At 64.0% G+C, this 23,015-nt stretch carries 16 protein-coding genes and 1 tRNA gene; all 17 read right to left on the reverse strand.

Annotated elements, in window-relative coordinates; all coding sequences use genetic code 11:
- Positions 1-179 precede the first annotated feature (179 nt).
- Positions 180-2,927 (reverse strand): TonB-dependent receptor plug domain-containing protein, encoded by a 2,748-nt coding sequence (locus tag ACYVGK_RS09390; RefSeq protein WP_460733099.1) that lies wholly within the window; start codon positions 2,925-2,927, stop codon positions 180-182.
- 472 nt (positions 2,928-3,399) lie between these two features.
- On the reverse strand, positions 3,400-5,508 hold the full coding sequence (gene pnp, locus ACYVGK_RS09395; RefSeq protein ID WP_460733100.1) for a polyribonucleotide nucleotidyltransferase: 2,109 nt from the start codon (positions 5,506-5,508) through the stop codon (positions 3,400-3,402).
- 242 nt (positions 5,509-5,750) lie between these two features.
- Positions 5,751-6,011 (reverse strand): 30S ribosomal protein S15, encoded by a 261-nt coding sequence (gene rpsO, locus ACYVGK_RS09400; RefSeq protein WP_460733101.1) that lies wholly within the window; start codon positions 6,009-6,011, stop codon positions 5,751-5,753.
- Positions 6,012-6,265: 254 nt separating this feature from the next.
- A complete protein-coding gene (gene truB / locus ACYVGK_RS09405; protein WP_460733102.1) occupies positions 6,266-7,222 on the reverse strand; it encodes a tRNA pseudouridine(55) synthase TruB in 957 nt (318 codons plus the stop codon).
- 166 nt (positions 7,223-7,388) lie between these two features.
- Positions 7,389-7,760 (reverse strand): 30S ribosome-binding factor RbfA, encoded by a 372-nt coding sequence (gene rbfA / locus ACYVGK_RS09410; protein ID WP_460733103.1) that lies wholly within the window; start codon positions 7,758-7,760, stop codon positions 7,389-7,391.
- A 12-nt stretch (positions 7,761-7,772) separates the two neighbouring features.
- On the reverse strand, positions 7,773-10,370 hold the full coding sequence (gene infB, locus ACYVGK_RS09415; RefSeq protein WP_460733104.1) for a translation initiation factor IF-2: 2,598 nt from the start codon (positions 10,368-10,370) through the stop codon (positions 7,773-7,775).
- A 134-nt stretch (positions 10,371-10,504) separates the two neighbouring features.
- A complete protein-coding gene (nusA, locus tag ACYVGK_RS09420; RefSeq protein WP_460733105.1) occupies positions 10,505-11,992 on the reverse strand; it encodes a transcription termination factor NusA in 1,488 nt (495 codons plus the stop codon).
- Positions 11,993-11,998: 6 nt separating this feature from the next.
- The gene (gene rimP, locus ACYVGK_RS09425; RefSeq protein ID WP_460733106.1) at positions 11,999-12,583 is read right to left on the reverse strand and encodes a ribosome maturation factor RimP; all 585 of its coding nucleotides are present in this window, start codon (positions 12,581-12,583) and stop codon (positions 11,999-12,001) included.
- A 328-nt stretch (positions 12,584-12,911) separates the two neighbouring features.
- A tRNA-Met gene (locus ACYVGK_RS09430) sits at positions 12,912-12,988 on the reverse strand.
- Positions 12,989-13,085: 97 nt separating this feature from the next.
- Entirely contained in the window at positions 13,086-14,525 is a 1,440-nt protein-coding gene (nuoN, locus tag ACYVGK_RS09435; RefSeq protein ID WP_460733107.1) for an NADH-quinone oxidoreductase subunit NuoN, read from the reverse strand.
- A gap of 42 nt (positions 14,526-14,567) precedes the next feature.
- Positions 14,568-16,079 (reverse strand): NADH-quinone oxidoreductase subunit M, encoded by a 1,512-nt coding sequence (locus ACYVGK_RS09440; RefSeq protein ID WP_460733108.1) that lies wholly within the window; start codon positions 16,077-16,079, stop codon positions 14,568-14,570.
- Positions 16,080-16,094: 15 nt separating this feature from the next.
- Positions 16,095-18,197: an NADH-quinone oxidoreductase subunit L gene (nuoL, locus tag ACYVGK_RS09445; protein ID WP_460733109.1), complete on the reverse strand. Its 2,103-nt coding sequence runs from the start codon at positions 18,195-18,197 to the stop codon at positions 16,095-16,097.
- A 70-nt stretch (positions 18,198-18,267) separates the two neighbouring features.
- Positions 18,268-18,591: an NADH-quinone oxidoreductase subunit NuoK gene (gene nuoK / locus ACYVGK_RS09450; protein WP_460733110.1), complete on the reverse strand. Its 324-nt coding sequence runs from the start codon at positions 18,589-18,591 to the stop codon at positions 18,268-18,270.
- Positions 18,588-19,223: an NADH-quinone oxidoreductase subunit J gene (locus tag ACYVGK_RS09455; protein WP_460733111.1), complete on the reverse strand. Its 636-nt coding sequence runs from the start codon at positions 19,221-19,223 to the stop codon at positions 18,588-18,590. The genes nuoK and ACYVGK_RS09455 overlap by 4 nt, the downstream gene beginning before the upstream one ends.
- An 8-nt stretch (positions 19,224-19,231) precedes the next feature.
- Positions 19,232-19,720, reverse strand: coding sequence for an NADH-quinone oxidoreductase subunit NuoI (gene nuoI / locus ACYVGK_RS09460; protein ID WP_460733112.1), 489 nt, complete (start codon positions 19,718-19,720; stop codon positions 19,232-19,234).
- An 8-nt stretch (positions 19,721-19,728) separates the two neighbouring features.
- A complete protein-coding gene (gene nuoH / locus ACYVGK_RS09465) occupies positions 19,729-20,787 on the reverse strand; it encodes an NADH-quinone oxidoreductase subunit NuoH (RefSeq protein ID WP_460733113.1) in 1,059 nt (352 codons plus the stop codon).
- Positions 20,784-23,015 (reverse strand): NADH-quinone oxidoreductase subunit NuoG, encoded by a 2,232-nt coding sequence (gene nuoG / locus ACYVGK_RS09470; protein WP_460733114.1) that lies wholly within the window; start codon positions 23,013-23,015, stop codon positions 20,784-20,786. Before nuoG ends, nuoH begins: the two co-directional genes overlap by 4 nt.

Here is a 23,015-nt window from a genome sequence, read left to right on the forward strand (position 1 = left end):
ACACTCGCCCACTACTGGCCCCAGCCGCACGGCCCCCTCGCCCCGCTTGCGGGGAGAGGGACAGCGTCGCGCAGCGACGCAGGGTGAGGGGAAGTGGCGAATGACGACCAAGCTCGTGCGCTTCGAACTTCAGAACCAAGAAAAACCCCGCCTTCCGGCGGGGCTTTCGTATTACGCAATCACTTGATGCGATAGCTCAATTCCAGCCAGAACTGCCGCCCGTACGGGTCGTAATTGCCCACGGGATAGAACGGCCAGCCTCCACCATTCCGATCCGCCGGCGGACGCGAATTGCGCAGGTTGTTGACGATCAGGGCGAGAGAGCCGGCGTCACTGAAGCGATAACGTGCACTGCCGTTGTACAGCGCATACGGCGCGATGCGTCCGCTGCCATCGCTCTTGGGCAGAGAGCCGTAGCGTTGACCGAACAACGTGGTATCCCACCGGCCGATGCTCCAAGTCACGCTACCGTTGAGCTTGCTGCGCCAGTCGAAGCTGTCGAGGGAGTTGCGGCGGTCCTGCACCGGATCGGTCTGAAACTGCTGGAAGTCGTGATCGATCACCAGCGAATAGGCCAACGAAGTACCGAAGCGGCCATACCTGCCCGCGTCCCAACGCACATTGCTCTTCAGGTCGATGCCGCTTGTGGTCTCGGTCGAAGCGTTGATCGCATTGATCAGGACGCGACGTGCCTGATTGGGTTCGACCGCAGCATTGGGGGGATTGCGGATAACCCGGCTCAGCGCGTCCTGGCACAGCGACGAATTGATATCACGTGCCTCTCCGCTCTCGGTCGATCCGAAGCGGCAATCCGATTCCGTCTGCAGGATGCCGTCGGCATCGAGATTGGTGACTTCGTCCTCGAGCTTGATGCGGTAATAGTCCAGCGACAGGTCGAAGTTCTCCGACGGTGACCAGACTGCGCCAAAGCCGTGCGACTTTCCGTTTTCCGGCTTCAGGTCCGGACTACCGGTGCTGGTGAAATCGATGGGAATACCTGCGAAGTCGCAGTTGTCGACGTCCTGCCCGGCCGTGCGGCAACGCCAGTAGTCGGTCAGCCCTGGAATGTAGCCGCGGGTTTCGGCTGCAAAGACATAGTTCATGTCCGGTGCGCGGAAGCTGGTCGCCGCAGTCGCGCGCAGCAACAGGCTTTGGATCGGCCGGTACTCAAGACCCAGGTTCCAGGTTGCCTTGCCGAGCGAATGTCCGGAGAAGCGGTATTCGTCGTAGCGCGCAGCCGCGGTGGCAGTGAGCTGCGTCAACAGCGGCAGATTCACTTCCACGCCCGCCGCGTAACGATCGCGATCACCACGCGCCGGCACACCGGCCAGCGTGTTCCAGAACACGCCCTGCCCCAGCAATTCCGATGGGTGGTTGCTGTAGCCCTGGTTGCCGGCTTCGAGCACGCCTGCCACGCCCGCCTTGCCACCGGGCAAATCGAACAGTTCGCCATTCACGCTGAAGCTCAGGTTCTGCAGCCACGCCGCATTTCGGTTGGTGTAGCTGGCAGTCAGGGCGTTGTAATCGGCCGTCGTCAATGGCGTGAACAGACGCGCCGGATCCGGGTTGTAGATGCCGATGCCATCGGCGTCCTCGCCCTGCTTCCGACCGAGGAAGAACTCATTGATACCCGTGAGGAACGCACGCCGCTTGGTGTAGTCGGTGCTGCGAGCCTGGTTGTAGGCCACTTCGTAATCCCAGGCCGACTCACCGAACGAACCACGCGCTCCCACGGTAAAGGCCCACGAGCGCTCCAGGAACTTGCGGTTGTTGGCATGCGCCGAACCGATTTCCTCCGGCGCAATGCGGCGGAACCAGGTTTCGTACTGGCCACTGGCCTGGTTGTAGAAGTAGCCGTTGGTCGCCTGCTCGGACGTCCAGCTGGGCGCGCGCGTGTTGTTGGCGATGTCGGCTACGTCCAGGGCCAGGTCCGCAAAGACATCGGCATGTTCGCCCAGGTGCCAGGTCAGCGAACCATAGGCATCGGCGTTCTTCTTTTCCGTCTGTACGGTCCAGAACGTCGGCTGCGCCTCGTTGCTTCCGCAGTAGAAACCCAGACGGGTTTGCGTGCGGAACACCGAGCCGTGGTACAGCGCACTGTTGGCATCGCAGTTGGCCGCGCCCGGATCGATATAACGACCCGTACCTGCGTTCTTGCGGGAGGTCACCACCGTGGCGGCGGGCGGCGTGCCGTCGGGGTCGTCCAGGTACGAATCCATGAAGTCGCGCTGCAGGCCCCAGATCGGCTTGCGATGCGAAAGCTCGATGCCGAATACCGCGTCGAAGTTGTCGGTGGACTTGCCGCTGACCAGTTGCAGGCGCTGATTCTGGCCGCCCCCTTGTTGCGTGCCGCCGACGCGCGCGTTGATGTCCAATCCTTCGAAGCGCTGCTTCAGGATGATGTTCACCACACCGGCAACCGCGTCGGAACCGTAGATCGCCGACGCGCCGCCAGCCAGCACTTCGATGCGATCGATCAGCGCACTCGGAATGTTGGACAGATTCACCACATTCACCGAACCGTCGTAGGCGACGGGATAGTCAGCGAGACGGCGGCCGTTGATCAGCACCAGCGTGTGATTGGGGCCGAAGCCGCGCAGATTGACCACGTTGGCAGCCGGCGTGAAGGTGTTGCCGAAGTCTTCACCCTGTACCGAGCCGGTGTTCTGGGTCAGCGAAGAGAGCGCGTCGAATGCACTGCGGAAGCCGCGCGAATCGATTTCGTCATGCGTGATGACGGTAACGGGCGATGGGCCTTCGACGGTGGCGCGGGGAATGCGTGAGCCGGTGACGAGCACCGCATCCACATCGGTCGCCTTTGGCACGGCTTCGGGAGTCGTGGCTTGCGCGAAGGCGAAGCCGGGCAATGCCAGCAGAATGGAAAGCGAAAGCGGCCGGCGAAGTAGCCGGCTTGCTGCGTCTTGCATAGGAAAGTCCTTGTAGTGGAGAGAGGTCGTTGCATTGCCGCGCATTGCGCGCGGCTGGAGCACGACGCAAGCTTTGCAGAACCGCACTCGCTGCAGCATTCGCATTCAGCAGTTGCTTGTGAGCTGAGGTTATTGCGCGAATACCCAGCATTCGCATGCTGCCATGTAGCGCAGCATTGTCATGTGCCGCACACGCATTGCACGTAGGGCAGTGAATCAAAAAGAAAGATTTGCGAATGGATTCTTTCGCATTCGATGCGACTGCGCGGTCGCGCACTCGCGTTCCTCGAACGCTCATTGAAGAGACGCGAAGCCAAGGAACAAACGCCGAAGCCCTGATTCAACGCGTCGAACAACGGCTGAGGCGGCCGACACGCGCTCACCCGCCTCGACAAACTCCCTCGAAGGCAGCCAATAAAGAAAAAGCGGGCCGAAGCCCGCTTTTTCGTTTCGACGCGTTTAGAGCGACGGCTTACTCAGCCGGCACGCCCTCGCCTTCTTCGACGGCCTTCATCGACAGGCGGATACGGCCCTGCTTGTCGACTTCCAGCACCTTGACCTTGACCACGTCGCCTTCCTTGAGCTTGTCCGAGACCTTCTCGACGCGCTCGTTGGAGATCTGCGAGACGTGCACCAGACCGTCCTTGCCCGGCAGGATCGTGACGAACGCACCGAAGTCCATGATCTTGGCGACCTTGCCTTCATAGATGCGGCCCGGCTCGACGTCCGAGGTGATCTGCTCGATGCGGTCCTTGGCGGCCTGTGCAGCTGCAGCGTTCACCGAGGCGATGACGATCGTGCCGTCGTCCTGGATGTCGATCTGGGTGCCGGTTTCCTTGGTGATGGCCTGGATGGTCGAGCCACCCTTGCCGATCACTTCGCGGATCTTGTCCGGGTGGATCTTCATCGTCAGCAGGCGCGGGGCGAACTCGCTCAGCTCGCTGCGCGGCGCGGTGAGGGCATGCGCCATCTCGCCGAGGATGTGCAGGCGACCGGTCTTGGCCTGGGCCAGTGCGGTCTTCATGATCTCTTCGGTGATGCCCTGGATCTTGATGTCCATCTGCAGGGCGGTCACGCCCTCGGCAGTGCCGGCGACCTTGAAATCCATGTCGCCCAGGTGATCTTCGTCACCCAGGATGTCGGACAGGACGACGAACTTGTCGTCTTCCTTCACCAGGCCCATAGCGATGCCGGCGACCGGTGCCTTGATCGGCACGCCCGCGTCCATCAGCGCCAGCGACGAACCGCAGACCGAGGCCATCGACGAGGAGCCGTTCGATTCGGTGATTTCCGAGACGATGCGGATGGTGTACGGGAATTCTTCCATCGTCGGCATCACTGCCAGCACGCCGCGCTTGGCAAGACGGCCGTGGCCGATCTCGCGACGCTTCGGGCCCATCATGCGGCCGCACTCACCGACCGAGTAGGGCGGGAAGTTGTAATGGAACAGGAAGTGTTCCTTGTACTCGCCCGAGACGGCGTCGATGATCTGGCCGTCGCGCGCGGTGCCCAGCGTCGCCACGACAATCGCCTGGGTCTCGCCGCGGGTGAACAGCGAGGAGCCGTGGGTACGCGGCAGCACGCTGACCTTCGAAGCGATCGGGCGCACGGTGTCGAGGGCGCGGCCGTCGATGCGGATCTTGGTGTCGATCACCGAGCCACGCATGGTCTGGTACTCGAGTTCGCCGAATTCCTTCGACATCTCGCCCGCGTTCCAGCCTTCGGATTCAGCGCGGCCGGCCAGCGAGGCCATCACGTCCTTCTTGATCGCCGAGATGGCGTCGCGACGCTGGAGCTTGTCGCGGACCTGGAAGGCCTGGGCGAGCTGGCCGCCGACGGCTTCCTTCAGGGCGCCGATCATGGCGGTGTTCTTTTCCGGAGCGGTCCACGTCGACGGCTTGGTGCCGGCTTCGACGACGAGCTCGTTGATCACGTTGATGACCTTCTGCATCTCGCGATGACCGAACATCACGGCGCCGAGCATCACGTCTTCCGACAGCATCTTCGCTTCGGATTCGACCATCAGCACCGCGTTGGAGGTACCGGCGACGACCAGTTCGAGCTGCGAATCAGCCAGTTCGGTGGCGGTCGGGTTCAGCAGGTACTGGCCGTTCTTGTAACCGACCTTGGCGGCGCCGATCGGGCCCTGGAACGGAGTGCCGGCCAGCGCGAGCGCGGCGGACGCGCCGATCAGCGCCGGGATGTCACCGTCGACTTCCGGGTTCAGCGACATGACGGTCGCGATGATCTGGACTTCGTTCTTGTAGTCCTCCGGGAAGAGAGGACGGATCGGGCGGTCGATCAGGCGCGAGATCAGCGTCTCCTTCTCGGTCGCGCGACCTTCGCGCTTGAAGAAGCCACCCGGGATGCGGCCACCGGCGTAGAACTTTTCCTGATAGTCGACGGTGAGCGGGAAGAAGTCCTGACCTTCGCGCGCCGACTTGGCGGCGACGGCAGCGACCAGCAACACGGTGCCGTCGACGGAAACCATGACGGCGCCGCCGGCCTGGCGGGCGATCTCGCCGGTTTCAAGGGTGTAGGTCTGGTTGCCGTACTGGAAGGTTTTGGTGATTTTTGCCACGTTGGATATTCCTGGTTTCTTGATTCGTTCCACGCGGGCCCCTGCCAGCGCGGTCGGCTGTCTAAGCGACAGCCTTGGATTTCGTTGTCATGTCCCGAACGAGCCAAGGGACCTGCTTTTGCCTGATCTGCTTTATGGATCCAGGGAAAAACAGGTCCCTCGTTGAGCTTGCCCTGAGCCCATTACAGCTCGGGATAACGCAAAAAAAACCGCGGCGCATCGCTGCGCCGCGGTTGTGTTGCTTATCGGCGCAGACCGAGCTTTTCGATCAGAGCCTTGTAGCGGTCGTTGTCCTTGCGCTTGAGGTAGTCAAGCAGACTGCGACGGCGGTTAACCATCTGGAGCAGACCGCGGCGGCTGTGGTGATCCTGCTTGTGGATCTTGAAGTGGCCGGTGAGCTGCTCGATGCGGGCGGTCAGGAGAGCCACCTGGACTTCCGGGGAGCCGGTGTCGGCCGCGCCGCGTGCGTGTTCGCCAATGATCTTGCTGGTGTCGATAGACATCGTATTTGCCTTGTAGATGCGAAGCCTGCAGAACGCGAATCGGCAAAAGCTTTGCCGACGCACCGCCTGGTCCGCCGTTTGCTGAGTGGTGAAGCTTTTCAAAGTGCTTGAAAAGCGCGCGGATTGTAGCAGCGGGGCTGGGGGATTGCGACGGCGCCGCGAGAAAACCTGGTAATGATGGTGTTAAACGCGCCGCAGCGCGGGGGAACAGGGGGCCGCCGGCGAGCCCCGATGGGCAGTTTCGGACCCCGGCCCTATGGTTCACGCCCGCCGAGCGCCGCCTCGGTGGTCCATGTGAACAAGCGGCTTGGGCTCAGGACGCTGTCGGAATCGACCTCGCCCAGCCCGAGGACGCGGCCCGTCTCGTCGTAGATCGCGACACATTCCGCGGCCTCCGTGCCGTCTAGGGGCAGTCGCTGTCCCTGGCCCAGACGCCGGGCCTGCGTGGCATCGAGGAGCACGCGTGGAAACCCGCTCAGCCCGAGCTCGATCGGCAGCAGGCAGGCGTCGAGCGCCGCTTCGCCCTGCCCTTCGGCGATGGCCTGCAGCTCGTCCAGGGTGAACATCCGCGGGGTGGTGAAGGGGGCGACCCACAGGCGCCGCAGGGTGGCGACGTGCGCGCCACAACCCAGGGTCTCGCCGAAATCGCGGACCAGGCTGCGCACGTACGTTCCGGAGCCGCATTCGACCAGCAGGCGGATGCGGTCGCCTTCACGCCCCAGGACCTGCAACTGGTGGACGACGACGTCGCGTTCGGGCGCCTCGATGACCTCGCCGCGCCGGGCCTTCGCGTAAAGCGGCTCGCCACCCTGCTTGAGTGCGGAAAAGATCGGCGCGCGCTGGCGAATTTGGCCCCGCAGCGGAGCCAGCGCGGCTTCTATGCGTGCGTCGTCGAGGTCGACCGGCACGGGGCGCTCGAGCAGAGGCGCGCCATCGGCATCGTCGCTGTCGGTGGTCAGGCCCAGTGCTGCGGTGGTTTCGTAGGCCTTGCTCGAGCCCAGCAGCAGACCGGCGATCTTGGTGGCCTCACCGAAACAGACGGGCAGCAGTCCAGTCGCGAGCGGATCCAGGCTGCCAGTGTGGCCCGCCTTCTCCGCACGGAACAGATGGCGCACGCGTTGCAGCGCCTGGTTCGAGCTCAGCCCTGGCGGCTTGTCGAGCAGCAGGATGCCGTCGAGCTTGCGGAAGATCGTGCGGGGTTTCTTGCTCATGGTGCGGGATTGTTGAAGCCGGTTTGCTGGCTGCGGGACGGCTTTGGCCACAATGACGGCGCCTTGTAGAGCGGAGCTTGCTCCGCTGCGTCACAGCCAAACGTCAAAAAGCAGCGGAGCAAGCTCCGCTCTACAAAACGGAACACGCTTCCGGCGCCTTGCGGCATCAATCCGGGTCGTTTTCGCCAGAAACCGACGGGTTGTCGCGCAGCAGGTTGTTGATGCGCTCGCCGCGATCGACGGAGTCGTCGTAATGGAAGTGCAGCTCCGGCACATGACGGAGCTTCATCGCCTTGCCCAGTTGAAAACGAATCTGGGGCGCCAGCTCTTTCAGTGCCTTCACGGCTTCCTTAGAGCGCTCTTCCTGCAGCGCAGTCACGAAGACCTTGGCATGCGCGAGGTCACGCGTGACCTCGACGTCGGAAACACTGACCGACGGCAGGCCGTGCTCGCGCACGGTCGTGTGCACGATCGCGCCCAGCTCGCGACGGAGCTGGGCGGAAACGCGGTCGGTACGATGGAACGATTTGCTAGGCATGACGTCGGCACCTTAGAGGGTGCGCTGGACCTCGATGCGCTCGAAGCATTCGATCTGGTCGCCCGGCTTGATGTCGTTGTACGCCTTGACGCCGATACCGCATTCGGTGCCGTTGCGCACTTCGTCGACGTTCTCCTTGAAGCGACGCAGCGATTCCAGCTCGCCCTCGAAGATGACGGTGTTGTCGCGCAGCACGCGGATCGGCTTGTGGCGCTTGACCACACCCTCGACCACCATGCAGCCAGCAACCGCGCCGAACTTGGAGCTGCGGAAGACATCGCGGACCTCGGCGGTGCCGATGATCTCTTCGCGGATCTCCTTGCCCAGGATGCCCGACGCCACCTGCTTCACCTGGTCGATCACGTCATAGATGATCGAGAAGTAACGCAGATCGACGCCGTTGCCTTCGATCACCTTGCGCGCCGAGGCGTCGGCACGGACGTTGAAGCCGATGACCGTGGCCTTCGAAGTCGCGGCCAGGGTCGCGTCGGATTCGGTGATGCCGCCGACACCACCGCCGATCACGTTGATGCGGATCGCGTCGGTGGACAGGCCGGTGAGCGCTTCGCGCAGGGCCTGTACCGAACCGTGCACGTCGGCCTTGACCACCAGGTTGAGCGTCTGCTGGCCGGCACCTTCGCCCATCTGGGCCATGATGTCTTCCATGCGGTTGCCCGCCTGGGCGACCAGGCGCGATTCGCGGCGCTTGGCGTCGCGCTGCTGCGCGACGTCCTTGGCCAGGCGTTCGTCCTCGACCACAACGAAGTCGTCGCCGGAATCCGGCACGCCCGACAGACCCAGCACCTGCACCGGGATCGACGGACCGGCGGAGTTGACCTGCGAGCCGGTTTCGTCGAACAGCGCACGCACGCGGCCGTACTGCACGCCGCAGACGAGGTAGTCGCCCTTCTTGAGTTCGCCCTGCTGCACAAGCACGGTCGCAACCGGACCGCGGCCCTTGTCGAGCGAGGATTCGATCACCACGCCGGTGGCGCGGCCGGTCGGCACGGCCTGCAAATCGAGCATTTCAGCCTGGATCAGGATCGCGTCGAGCAGGTTGTCCACGCCCAGGCCGGTCTTGGCCGAGAGCTCAACCATCTGCGTGTCGCCACCGAAATCTTCGGCCACGACTTCTTCGGCCAGCAGCTCGTTCTTCACGCGCAGCGGGTCGGCGTCGGACTTGTCGATCTTGTTGATCGCGACGATCAGCGGAACCTTCGCGGCCTTGGCATGCTGCACGGCTTCGCGCGTCTGCGGCATCACGCCGTCGTCGGCGGCAACCACGAGCACCACGATGTCGGTGAGCTTGGCGCCGCGCGCACGCATTTGCGTGAACGCCGCGTGGCCCGGGGTGTCGAGGAAGCTGACGACGCCCTTCGGCGTTTCGACGTGGTACGCGCCGATGTGCTGGGTAATGCCACCGGCTTCGCCCGAGGCGACCTTGGTGCGGCGGATGTAATCGAGCAGCGAGGTCTTGCCGTGGTCGACGTGACCCATGATCGTGACGACCGGCGGACGCGAGGTCTTGTCACCCTGGGTCTCTTCGACATGGGCGAGCAGCGCGTCTTCGGCGGTGTTCTCGCTGGCCTTGACCACGGTGTGGCCGAGTTCTTCGGTCACCAGCGCGGCGGTGTCGTGGTCGATGGACTGGTTGATGGTGGCCATCACGCCCATCTTGAACAGCGCCTTCACCACGTCGCCGCCCTTGAGCGCGAGCTTCTGCGCGAGGTCGGCAACGGTGATGGTGTCGCCGATGGCGACTTCGCGCACGACCGGAGCGATCGGGCGAGTGAATCCGCTGCCGGAACGCGCCTGTTCGGCGTGGCGACGCTGCGGCTTGGCCTTGCCTCGGGCACCGGTCGATCGTCTCGCACGGTCGGTGGCGCTCAGATGCATCTGGCCGGCGAAGCGGTTGGTGCGGTCGTCGTCCTCGACCGTCGCGACCATCGCGTGCGAGCCGCGGGTCTTGTGCGCGGGCGCGCCACGCGGCGCTTCCGGCGCGCGCGCCGGCGCTGGCTTGGGATGGCCGTGACCATGGCTGCTGGGCGGCTTGCGCACCGGCGCGTCTTCATCGCCCGCCGTAGCACTGGCTTCAGCGAGCTTGGCCTGCGCCTCTTGTTCGGCTTTGGCGCGCGCGGCTTCTTCGGCGGCGACGCGCACGCGTTCGACTTCATCGGCGCGACGCTTGTCGACTTCGGCGAGCTTCTGCTGCTCGGCGAGGTTGCGCTGCTTGGATTCTTCCAGCTTGCGCAGGATCTCGGCGCGCTCGTCGGTCACCGGCCCAGCCGATTGCTCGGTCGGCTTGACCAGCGTGACCTTCTTGCGCACGACGACATCGACAGTCGCCTTGCTCTTGCCGCCGCCGACGGTCAGTTCTTCCTTGCGGCTGCGATTGAGCGTGATCTTCTTCGGCGCCTCGCCGGCCTCGGCGGTGTCCGCCTTGCCATGCGAGCGCTTGAGGAAGCCAAGCAGCTTGACCTTCTCGATGCTGGTCACGACCTGGTCGGGGCCGCTGAAGGTCATGCCGGCCTCGGCCAGCTGCTCCAGCAACTTCTCGACCGGCGTATTCACCAGTTCAGCGAGCTTGCGGATGGTGGTTTGCTGCGACATTCGGTTTCCGGTTTCCTTTGGCCACCGCGGCGATCTAGAGGGACGATCCAGGGTGGCGATTGTAGGGCGGGTCTCGACCCGCCGCACTTTCGCAGGTGGCGGGTCTGGGACCCGCCCTACGGCTGCTTAACGCTTTATTCGAACCAGTGCTTGCGCGCTTCCATGATCAGTGCCTTGGCGCGGTCTTCATCGACGCCATCGATGTCGGTCAGCTCGTCGGTGGCGAGATCGGCCAGGTCGTCGCGCGTCACGACGCCGCGCGAGGCGAGCGTGAACGCGAGTTCCTCGTCCATACCCTCCAGCTCGAGCAGGTCGGCGGCAGGCTGGTGTTCGTCGAGCTCTTCCTCGGCGGCCAGCGCTTCGTTGAGCAGCGCGTCGCGGGCGCGCGAACGCAGCTCCTCGACGATGTCCTCGTCGAAGCCCTCGACGGCCAGCAGTTCGCCGACCGGGACGTAGGCGATTTCCTCGACCGTATTGAAGCCTTCCGAGACCAGGATGCCGGCGATTTCCTCGTCGACTTCCAGCTTGTCCATGAACAGCTGACGCGCGGAGGCCTGCTCGGATTCCGACTTCGCGGTGACCTGGTCCTGCGTCATCACGTTGAGCTGCCAGCCCGACAGGCGGCTGGCCAGGCGCACGTTCTGGCCGCCCTTGCCGATCGCCTGGGCCAGGCGGTCTTCGGCGACCGCGAGGTCCATCGAGTGCTTTTCTTCATCGACGATGATCGACTGCACTTCGGCCGGCGCCATCGCGTTGATGACGAACTGCGCCGGGTTGTCCGACCACAGCACGATGTCGACGCGCTCGCCGTTGAGTTCATTCGACACCGCCTGCACGCGCGAACCGCGCATGCCGATGCAGGCGCCGATCGGATCGGTGCGGTTGTCGTGCGCCTGCACGGCGATCTTGGCGCGGTCGCCCGGATCGCGCGCACAGGCCTTGATGGACACCAGGCCCTGGCCCACTTCCGGCACTTCGAGCTTGAACAGTTCCATCATGAATTCCGGGGCGGCGCGGCTGATGAACAGCTGCGGGCCGCGCGGCTCGGTGCGGACGTCGAACAGGTAGCCGCGGACGCGGTCGCCGGCGCGCAGCACGTCGCGCGGGATGCCCTTGTCCTTCGGGATGATCGCTTCGGCATTGCCGCCGAGGTCAACGTAGATGTTGCCGCGCTCGGCGCGCTTGACGACGCCGGTGACCAGCTCGCCCACGCGATCCTTCCAGGCGTCGACGACCTGCGCGCGCTCGGCTTCACGCACGCGCTGCACGATCACCTGCTTGGCGGCCTGGGCGGCGATGCGGCCGAAGTCCGGGCTCTCGATCTGCTCTTCGATGTAGTCGCCAAGCTCGACGCCTTCGGCTTCGTCGATGGCGTCCATCATGCGGATCTGGCGGTCCGGCGATTCCATCACGACGTCGTCGGCGACGACTTCCCAGCGACGGAAGGTCTCGTAGCTGCCGTCCTTCGAATCGATGGACACGCGCACCAGCACGTCCTGGTCGTGATAGCGCTTCTTGGCGGCAGAAGCCAGCGCGGCCTCGATCGCCTCGAAAATGACTTCGCGCGGGACGCCCTTCTCGTTGGCGACCGCATCAACGACCAGCAGAAGTTCCTTGCTCATCTCTACTTACTCCGCACGGGACGGCTTGCTCGCCGCCGGCTTGTTGGTGGATTTCTTGCCTTTCGCCGGAGCCTTTCCCGGCTTGGTTTTTTCGATGCCCAGCGCGACCCAGTCGGGGATCAGGCGGGCTTTTTCGATGTTGTCGGCGCGCACCGTGAACTCGTTGCCGTCGACGTTGAACGTGATGTCTTCACCGGCCACGCGCACGATCCCGCCCTGCAGGCGACGGCGACCGTCCTGCGGCAGACGCAGCACGACCTTGGCCGACTCGCCTGCGAAGCGCGCGAACTGCGCGGCGCCGAACAGCGGGCGGTCGATGCCAGGGGAGGACACTTCCAGCGTGTAGTGGCTGCTGATCGGGTCCTCGACGTCGAGCTGCGCGGAGACTTCGCGACTGACCGCTTCGCAGTCCTCGATGGTCACGGAGCGCGGCTCGCCACCCTCGCCCACCGCATCCGCCGGCACGTCGATGTACAGACGCAGCATCGCGCCGCCCGGCGAAGGCAGGTATTCGGCGCCCAGCAATTCCAGACCCAGCGACGTTACCGTCGGAGCCAGCATTGCGGTGATTTCGTTGGCCTTGTCCGTCATGTCTTCCCTTGGAATCCGCGAGTACCGATCGTCGGCGCAGGCGGGTATTCGTGGTGTCTTGCGCAATCCTGAAACGCAAAAACAACAAGGGGCCCAACGGGCCCCTTGTCCGTTACAACTGGATTTCGGTGCAGCGTGCCGTGGAGCCGGCACACTGCAAAGCCCGAGCCTTGCGACCAAAAAGAAAAGCCTCCTGAGAGGCCCTTCTCCAGCCGAAGCTGGTAGCGGGGGCTGGCTACGCCGATTGGAAACCCGAGCCAGTCCCGCATACCTCTAAAACAACCTCTGACACCAATACGGCCTGAGCAGTGAGCCGTATTTCTAACCTTGGTAGCGGGGGTAGGATTTGAACCTACGACCTTCGGGTTATGAGCCCGACGAGCTGCCAGACTGCTCCACCCCGCAGCAGGAGCGGAATTATGACTGCATGTGAAAATTCTTGCAAGCGGTCATTTGAACAAAATTTCAGGTTGCGCGAAAAACTACGGAAAAACAGCTGTTTTTATACGCCAAAGGCGTACTTGCACCACGCCATGATCGGGTTCCAGGCGAAGCCCAGCGCAAGCAGCGCCAGCGCATTCACGCCGAACAGCACGCGCAGCGGACGATCGTCACTGGGCTCGTGTTGCTCCCCCTGCGGCTCTTCGAAATACATCGCCTTCACCACACGCAGGTAATAGAACGCACCCACCACGGCGAAGACCAGACCGGTCAGGGCCAGCCACCACAGGCCGCCTTCGAAGGCCGCGCGCAGCACCGCCAACTTGGCCCAGAAACCCAGGAACGGCGGAACGCCGGCGAGCGAAGCCATGACGCACAGGATCAGACCGGCCAGCCACGGGTTGCGGGCGTTGAGACCCTTGTAGTCGTCGATGTTGTCGGCCTCGAAACCCTTGCCGGCCATCACCACGATCGCACCGAAGGCCGCGGCCGACATCACCGCATAGCTGATCGCATAGAACATCGCCGCCGCCATGCCCTGCGGACCGCCACCGGCGAGACCGAGGAACAGGAAGCCCACGTGCGAGACGGTCGAATATGCGAGCAGACGCTTGAAGTTGCTCTGCACCAGCGCGCTCAGGTTGCCGATCACCAGCGAGGCGACGGCCAGCGCGGCCAGCAGCAGGCGCCAACGATCGTCGAGCGGGCCAGCGCCGGTCTCCAGCAGGCGCAGCGCCATACCGAAGTACGCCAGCTTGGGCGCCGAGCCGATGAACAGGGTGATCGGGGTCGGAGCACCGGTATAGACGTCCGGCAGCCACATGTGGAACGGCGCGGCGCCGAACTTGAAGGCGATGCCGGCAACGGTGAACACGACACCGGTGATCAGCAGGGTCGCGTTCGAACTGGCGGAAGCAGCCGTGCCGATCGTGGCGAGATCGAGCGAGCCGGTCGCACCGTAGATCAGCGACATGCCGTACAAGATCAGACCCGAAGCCAGCGAACCCAGCACGAAGTACTTGATCGCCGCTTCGGAGGCGATCGGGCTGTCGCGATCCACCGCGACCAACGCGTACGAGCACAGCGCTAGCATTTCCAGACCCAGGTACACCATCACCAGGCTGCCGGCGGAGACCAGCAGCATCATGCCGGCGATCGCGAACAACATCAGCACCGCGATCTCGCCCTGATACAGGTTGCGCTGGCGCAGGTACGGCCAACCGTAGATCAGGGCGAAGGCGCTGACGGTCAGCATGGCCAGCTTCATCACGTCGGCGGCGGTGTCGCGCACGAACATGCCGTTGAGCACCGTGCCCTGCCCGCCCACGCCGGCGGCGATCATCGCGATCACCGCGACCAGCGTCGCGATCGACAGCACGTGGGTGATCACGCGGCGGCGCGAGTCCAGGAACAGGTCGAGCATCAGCCAGGCGAATGCGGCGCCGACGAGCACCAGCTCGGGCAGCAGCGGCATCAGGTCGGCGGTGGTGGGCGTGTTCATCTGCATGTCTGGATCTCTGGCGGCAGTCGCGCGGTGCGCGCCTTACAGCTTGGAAGTTGCGATCTGGGTGGCGAGGTTGGCGATCGACGGTTCCATCAGATCGGTCAGCGGCTTCGGGTAGATACCCAGCACCAGCACACCGATCGCGAACACGCCGAGCACGATCGCTTCGCGGAAATTGATGTCTTCCATCTCGGCGACGTGGGCGTTGCCGATCTCGCCCCAGATCACACGCTTGACCAGCCACAGCGTGTAACCGGCGCCGACGATCAGCGTGGTCGCGGCAGCGAATGCGATCAGCGGGTGTTTCTGGAAGCTCGACAGGATGACCATGAACTCGCCGACGAAGCCCGAGGTGCCCGGCAGGCCGGAGTTGGCCATGGCGAATAGCACGAAGAACGTCGCGAACCAGGGCATCACGTTCACCACACCGCCGTAATCCTTGATCATGCGGCTGTGCATGCGGTCATACAGCACGCCGACGCAGGTGAACATCGCGCCCGAGATGAAGCCGTGGCTGATCATCTGCACCATCGCGCCCTGCAGGCCGAGACGGGCAGCATCGTAGTTGCCGTAGTCGCGTACCAGCGCGAACGCGATGAACGTGCCCAGGGTGACGAAGCCCATGTGCGAAACCGACGAATAGGCGATCAGCTTCTTCATGTCGTCCTGCGCCAGGGCGACCAAGCCGACGTACACGATTGCAATCAGGCTCAGCGCGATGACGAACATGGCCCAGTCTGTGCCGGCGTCCGGCACGATCGGCAGGGTGAAACGAAGGAAGCCGTATCCACCGATCTTCAGCATGATCGCGGCCAGGATCACCGAACCCGCGGTCGGTGCTTCCACGTGCGCGTCCGGCAACCATGTGTGGACCGGGAACATCGGCACCTTCACCGCGAAAGCCGCGAGGAAGCCAAGGAAGATCCACTTCTGCTCTTCGGCCGTGAGCTGCAACGCGTACATGTCCGCGATCTGCCAGCTGCCGCCCTTGAGGTACATGTAGATCAGCGCGGCCAGCATGAAGATCGAGCCGATGAACGTGTACAGGAAGAACTTCACCGCCGCGTATACGCGACGCGGGCCGCCCCAGACGCCGATGATCAGGAACATCGGGATCAGCATGGCCTCGAAGAACACGTAGAACAGCATCGAGTCGAGCGAGGAGAATACGCCGACCATCAGGCCTTCTAGGATCAGGAACGCGGCGTAGTACTGGCTGACGCGCTTGTCGACCGAACCCCAGGCCGAGATCAGCACCAGCAGCGAGGTCAGCGTGGTCAGGCCGATCAGCGCGACCGAGATGCCGTCCGCACCGAGGCTGTAGCGGATGTCATAGGCCGGGATCCATGCATGCTCTTCACCGAACTGCATGCCGGGGTTCGGGTAGTCGAAGCCCGTAAACAGCAGAACGCTCAGCAGCAGCGTCACGAATGCGACGGCAAGGCCGAACCAGCGGGCGCCGTTCGCGCGCTCGTTGCCGAATGCGAGGGTGAAGAAGCCGCCGATGATCGGCAGCCAGATCAGGAGGCTAAGCAAGGGCCAGGAAGTCACGTTGCGAGGTCCTTATCAGCGCCAGTAACGAATGAGCACGGCCAGTGAAGCAATCAGGCCGAGGATCATCGCGAACGCATAGTGGTAGAGGTAGCCGGTCTGGCCGCGGCGCACCAGGCGCGCGGTGAAGTCGGTGATGCGGGCGCTGGCATTGACCAGGCCGTCGATGATGTTGGTGTCGAACCAGCGCGAGAGCTTGCCGATCAGAATGCCGCCACCGGCGAAGCCGTCGATCCAGAGCGTGTCCATGCCGTACTTCTCTTCGAGCACGCGCACCGGCAGGGCAAACGTCTTGCGCAGCTTGGCCGGCAACTCTGGCTTGATCAGGTACAGATAGGTCGCCAGCAGGAAGCCTGCGAAGGCCAGCCAGAACGCCGGAGCCGTGAAGCCGTGCAGCGCGAATGCAACCGGACCATGGAACTCCTCGGCCAGCTTGCCGACGGTGTCCTGCGCGGCCGGGAGGTCGATCGCGCCCAGGAAGAACGGCAGCTGCTTCACATGGCCCAGCATGTCGGTGCCGAACAGCATCGGGCCGACGGTGAAGAAACCGATCAGGATCGACGGGATCGCCAGCAGGATCAGCGGCAGGGTCACGACCCACGGCGATTCGTGCGGCGTATGCGCGTGGTCGTCGTGGCCATGACCGTGGTCGTCGCCGTGTTCGTGTGCCAGCGCTTCCTCGTGCTCGGTCGAGTCCGCTTCCGGAGCCACGTAATGATCCGGAGCCGGATCATGGAAGTGTTCCTTCCCGTGGAAGGTCATGTACAGCAGGCGGAAGCTGTAGAACGAGGTGACGAAGGCACCGAGCAGCACGGCCCAGTAGCCGTAGGTCGCGACCCAGTTGTGCGCTTCGTGCGCGTGTTCGGCGGCCGCCTCGATGATGGTGTCCTTCGAGTAGAAGCCGCTGAAGAACGGCGTGCCGACCAGGGCCAGCGTGCCGATCACCATCGTGATGTAGGTGATGGGCATGTACTTGCGCAGGCCACCCATGCGGCGCATGTCCTGCTCGTGGTGCATGCCGATGATCACCGAGCCGGCACCGAGGAACAGCAGCGCCTTGAAGAAGGCGTGGGTCATCAGGTGGTACACGGCCGCGGAGTAAGCGGACACGCCCAGCGCGACGGTCATGTAGCCCAGCTGCGAGAGGGTCGAGTACGCCACCACGCGCTTGATGTCGTTCTGCACGATACCGATCAGGCCGGTCCAGAACGCGGTGGTGGCACCGACGAACAGCACGAAGTTCAGCGCCGTTTCGCTCAGCTGGAACAGCGGCGACATGCGCGCGACCATGAAGATGCCCGCGGTGACCATCGTCGCGGCGTGGATCAGCGCGGAGATCGGGGTCGGGCCTTCCATCGAGTCCGGCAGCCAGACGTGCAGCGGCACCTGCGCCGACTTGCCCATCGCGCCGATGAAGAGGCAGATGCAGATCACCGTGGCGACCGACCACTCATGGCCAGCGAGGACCGGAATGACCTGGCCGACGATGGTCGGAGCGTTGGCGAAGACGGTGGCGTAATCGAGGGTGCCGAACTTCCACAGCACGGCCGAGATGCCGAGCAGGAAGCCGAAGTCGCCGACGCGGTTGACCAGGAACGCCTTGAGGTTGGCGAACACCGCGGTCGGGCGCTTGAACCAGAAGCCGATCAGCAGGTACGAGACCAGGCCGACCGCTTCCCAGCCGAAGAACAGCTGCATGAAGTTGTTGCTCATGACGAGCATCAACATCGAGAAGGTGAACAGCGAGATATAGCTGAAGAAGCGCTGGTAACCGGGGTCTTCTTCCATGTAGCCGATGGTGTAGACGTGCACCAGCAGCGACACGAAGGTCACCACGACCATCATCATCGCGGTCAGCTTGTCGATCATGAAGCCGACATGCGCGTCGAGGCCGCCCACCTGGAACCAGGTGTAGACGTTCTCGTTGAACGGCGCCGCGCCCTGCGACACCAGCTGCCACAGCACGTACATCGACAGCGCGCAGCTGACCGCAACGCCAGTGATGGTGACGCTGTGGGCGCCGATGCGGCCGATGCGGCGACCGAACAGGCCGGCGAGGATCGCACCCAGCAAGGGTGCGAGCACGATGATCAGCAGATGGGTTTTGGAGATGGCCATCGGTTTTCCAATGCTTGCTTTCTAGGCAGCCCGCGACATGAGGTGCCGCGGGGCTGTCAGCGACTCTGGGTCAGCCCTTGAGCGAATCGATCTGACCGACGTTGATCGTGCGGCGGTTACGGAACAGCGTGACCAGGATCGCCAGACCGATCGCGGCTTCCGCTGCGGCCACGGTCAGGATGAAGAACACGAACACCTGCCCCGCCGCATCGCCGAGATGGCGCGAGAAGGCGACGAAGTTGATGTTGACCGAGAGCAGCATCAGCTCGATTGACATCAGCAGGATGATCACGTTCTTACGGTTCAGCACGATGCCGGCGATGCTGATGCAGAACAGCGCAGCGCCAAGCGCCAGATAGTGGCCGAGGGCCACGCCTTCACCAAGCAGATTCATGGCTGGGTCTCCTCACCGGTTGCCGGAGCCTGCGGCTTCACGGCATCCATCTTGACCATGCGGATTCGATCGCTGGCACGTACGCGTGCCTGCGCGGACGGATCCTGGTGGCGCGCACCCGGACGACGACGCAGCGTCAGCATCACGGCGGCGATGACGGCGATGGTCAGGATGACCGCAGCGACTTCGAACGGCAGCATGAAGTCGGTGAACAACGCCTGCGCCAGCCACTTAGTGTTCGGGATGTCACCGGCGTTGGCCGCGTTGTCGGCGAACGGCGTCGCCATCGCGGCCTTGGCGCCGATCAGCGTCAGCATCTCGGCCAACATCACCACGGCAACGATCAGCCCGACCGGCAGATACCGGACGAAGCCCTCGCGCAACGGCGCGACGTCGATGTCCAGCATCATCACGACGAACAGGAACAACACCATCACCGCGCCGACGTAGACCAGGATCAGGGCGATACCGAGGAACTCGGCGCCCGAGATGATCCAGGTGCAGGCAACGGAGAAGAAGGTCAGCACCAGCAGCAGCGCGGCATGTACCGGATTGCGGACGGTGATGACGCCTAGTGCCGCAATGGTGGCCATCGCGGCGAAGGCAAGGAAAGCAATCTGCACGAAATCCATGGCAGGCCTCAGCGGAACGCGGCGTCGGTGGCGCGGCGTTCGGCGATTTCGGCCTCAAGCCGGTCGCCAATCGCCAGCAGCTGCGGCTTGGTCACGATGTTCTGGCCGCGCTTCTCGAAGTGATACTCGTGGATATGGGTTTCCACGATCGAATCGACCGGGCAGGACTCTTCGCAGAAGCCGCAGAAGATGCACTTGAACAGGTCGATGTCGTAACGCGTGGTGCGGCGGGTGCCGTCCTCACGCTTCTCCGAGTCGATGGTGATAGCCAGCGCCGGGCACACGGCTTCGCAAAGCTTGCAGGCGATGCAGCGCTCTTCCCCGTTCGGGTAACGGCGCAGCGCATGGATGCCGCGGAAGCGCGGCGACTGCGGCGTCTTCTCCATCGGGTACATCAGCGTGTACTTCGGCTTGAACAGGTACTTCAGCGTCAGCCAAAGGCCCTGGCACAGCTCGATCAGGAGCAGGCTCTTGAAATAGGAAACGATGCGATTCATGCCTGTACTCACTGCCCCGGCGTGAAGACGTTGAAGTACGCCAGCAGCGCGGTGACGCAGATCCACGCGATGGTCAGCGGAATGAACACCTTCCAGCCCAGGCGCATGATCTGGTCATAGCGGTAGCGCGGGAACGAAGCGCGGAACCAGATGAAGCAGCTGGCGAAGAAGAACACCTTCGCGAGCAGCCACCACCAGCCGTCCACCGACAGGAACGGGATGCCCAGGCCCTGGAACGGGCTCAGCCAGCCGCCGACGAAGAAGATCGAGACCAGGAAGCTGATCAGGATCATGTTCGCGTATTCGGCGAGGAAGAACAGCGCGAACGCCGAACCCGAGTACTCGACCATGTGACCGGCGACGATTTCCGATTCGCCTTCGACCACGTCGAACGGCGCGCGGTTGGTTTCGGCCACGCCCGAGATGAAATACACCACAAACAGCGGCGCCAGCGGCCACATGAACCATTCGAACGCGCCGGCGTTGCCGGACTGCGCCATCACGATGTCGGTGAGGTTCAGGCTGCCCGCGGCGATCAGCACGCCGACCATGGCGAAGCCCATGGCGATTTCGTAGGACACCATCTGCGCGGCGGCGCGCATTGCACCGAGGAACGCGTACTTCGAGTTCGAAGCCCATCCGGCAAGGATGATCCCGTAGACACCCATCGAGGTCATAGCCAGCAGGTACAGCAGGCCGGCGTTGGCATTCGAGAGCACCAGCTTCGCGTCGAACGGCACCACCGCCCAGGCCGCGAAGGCCGGCGCCAGCGCCAGCAACGGTGCGAACTTGAACAGGAACGGCTGCGCGCGCGTGGGCTGGATGACTTCCTTGAACAGCAGCTTGAACACGTCGGCGAAGGCCTGGAGGATGCCCTTGCCCACGTACATCGGGCCGCGACGCACATGCATCCAGCCAATCAGCTTGCGTTCCCACACGACGTAGAACGCGACCGTGATGATCACCGGCATGGCGATCAGCAGGACCTTCAGCACGATCCACGCAACCGTGCCGCCGGCACCGAGGCCGACCATCCAGTCGCGGAAAGTATCAACGGCTTGCATCATGCCCTCCCCGCCTGCACGCGACCGACGCCGAGCGGCGCGGTGGCACCGTGGCCACTTTCAATCCAGACCGTGCCGCGCGCGACCTTGTCGCTGACGACGACGGGCAGCGTTGCCGTGCCGGCAGCGCCCGTGAACTTGCCGATCACGCCGTCGCGGAAACCCAGCGCGTCCGCGTCGGCCGGATGCAACACGGCCTGCGGTTCGACGTTGAGCGGATGCGACTGCAGATTGGCCGCACGGCGCACGACGGCGTCGCTGCGATAGATCGCGGTGCTCACCGCCAGTTCGAGGCCTTCGCCTGCAACCGTCGTGGCAGCACCCGCCGCCGGACGCACGTCCTGGCGATGGATACCCGCGCGCAGGCCGGCCAGATCGGTGAAGTCGAAACCGGCAACGTCCAGGTCACCACCCAGCGCACGCAGAACGCGCCAGCCGGCACGTGCGTCGCCCGGCAGCTTGCCGCCGGCGGCGGTGGACTGTTCGAAACCTTCGAGATTGGTCAGCGTCGCTTCGATTTCCGGCAGCAGACCGATCGGCAGGATCACGTCGGCCACGGCGCGCGTGGAACGGCAGGCGAAATGGCTGAATGCCACGACCTGCGCGGACTTGAGCGCCTTGTTGGCGGTAGCGGTATCGGCGAAATCCAGGCCCGGCTCGATGCCGTACAGGACGTAGGCCGAACGCGGCTGCGCGAGCATGGTCTGCGCATCGCGCGAACGCGGCAGCACACCGTGCTTGGCCAGGCCGACAGCATTCGCGCCCTGTGGGATGCGGCACAGTTTCGCGTTCGTAGCGGTCGCGAATTCAGCCGCGGCCTTGCGGATCGCAGCGGCGTACGGGCCGTTCTCGGCCACGCCACCGACGATCACGACAGCACGCGTCGTGTCCTTCAACGCATCGCGCAGGCCGGCATCGGCCAGCGTCGCGGCGATCTGCGACGGCGCGACGATGCGGCTGCTCGCGGCGTTGAAGGTGAAATCGAAGTCGACCGGATTGACGACATGCACCTTGGCGCCACGCGTCCACGCCTTGCGCACGCGGGCGTGCAGCAGCGGGACTTCATGACGCAGGTTGCTGCCGACGATGACGATCGCATCGGCATTGGCGAGATCGGCGACCGGCATGCCGAAGGTTTCGGCGATGGCGGCATCCGACAGGTCGTGCTGCGAGATGCGATGGTCGATGTTGCCGGTGCCCAGCGCCTCGGCCAGACGGGCCAGCAGCGCGCCTTCTTCGTTCGAGGTCGACGGATGGACCAGCACGCCGAGGTTGTCGGCGCCATTGTCGCGCAGGATCTTCGCGGCCTTGGCCAGCGCTTCGTCCCACGAGGCTTCGCGGAAGTCGTCGCCGTCCTTGATCAACGGCTTGGTCGCGCGATCAGCAGCGTACAGGCCCTGGTGCGAGTAACGATCGCGGTCCGACAGCCAGCATTCGTTCACGGCTTCGTTGTCGCGCGGCACGCTGCGCAGCACTTCGCCACGACGCACGTGCAGGAACAAGTTGCTGCCCAGCGCATCGTGGTAACCCAACGATTCGCGTGCGGTCAGTTCCCACGGGCGCGCCTTGAACTGGAACACCTTGTTGGTCAGCGCACCGACCGGGCAGACGTCGATGACGTTGCCGGACAGTTCGGTGGTCAGCGGCTTGCCGTCGAAGGTGCCGATCTGCAGGTTCTCGCCGCGGTACATGCCGCCGAGTTCGTAAGTACCGGCGACTTCCGCGGTGAAGCGCACGCAACGCGTGCACTGGATGCAGCGGGTCATCTCGGTGGCAACCAGCGGACCCATGTCCTCGTCCGGCACCACGCGCTTGCGTTCGCTGAAGCGGCTGACCGAACGGCCATAACCCATCGACAGGTCCTGCAGTTCGCACTCGCCGCCCTGATCGCAGATCGGGCAGTCGAGCGGATGATTGACCAGCAGGAACTCCATCACGTTGCGCTGCGACTTCAGAGCCTTTTCGCTGCGCGTGGTGATCTTCATGCCATCCATCACCGGCGTGGCGCAGGCCGGCGCAGGCTTGGGCATCTTCTCGACTTCGACCAGGCACATGCGGCAGTTGGCCGCGATGCTGAGCTTGTCGTGGTAGCAGAAACGCGGGATCGCGATGCCGGCCTTGTCGGCGGCATTGATGATCATCGAGCCCTTCGGCGCGGCCGTTTCGACGCCGTCGATGAAGACGGTGACGTGGTCCGGCGGAAGATTCGGATTGATGGGCTGTGCGCTCAT

The organism is Lysobacter tyrosinilyticus, from assembly GCF_054779815.1.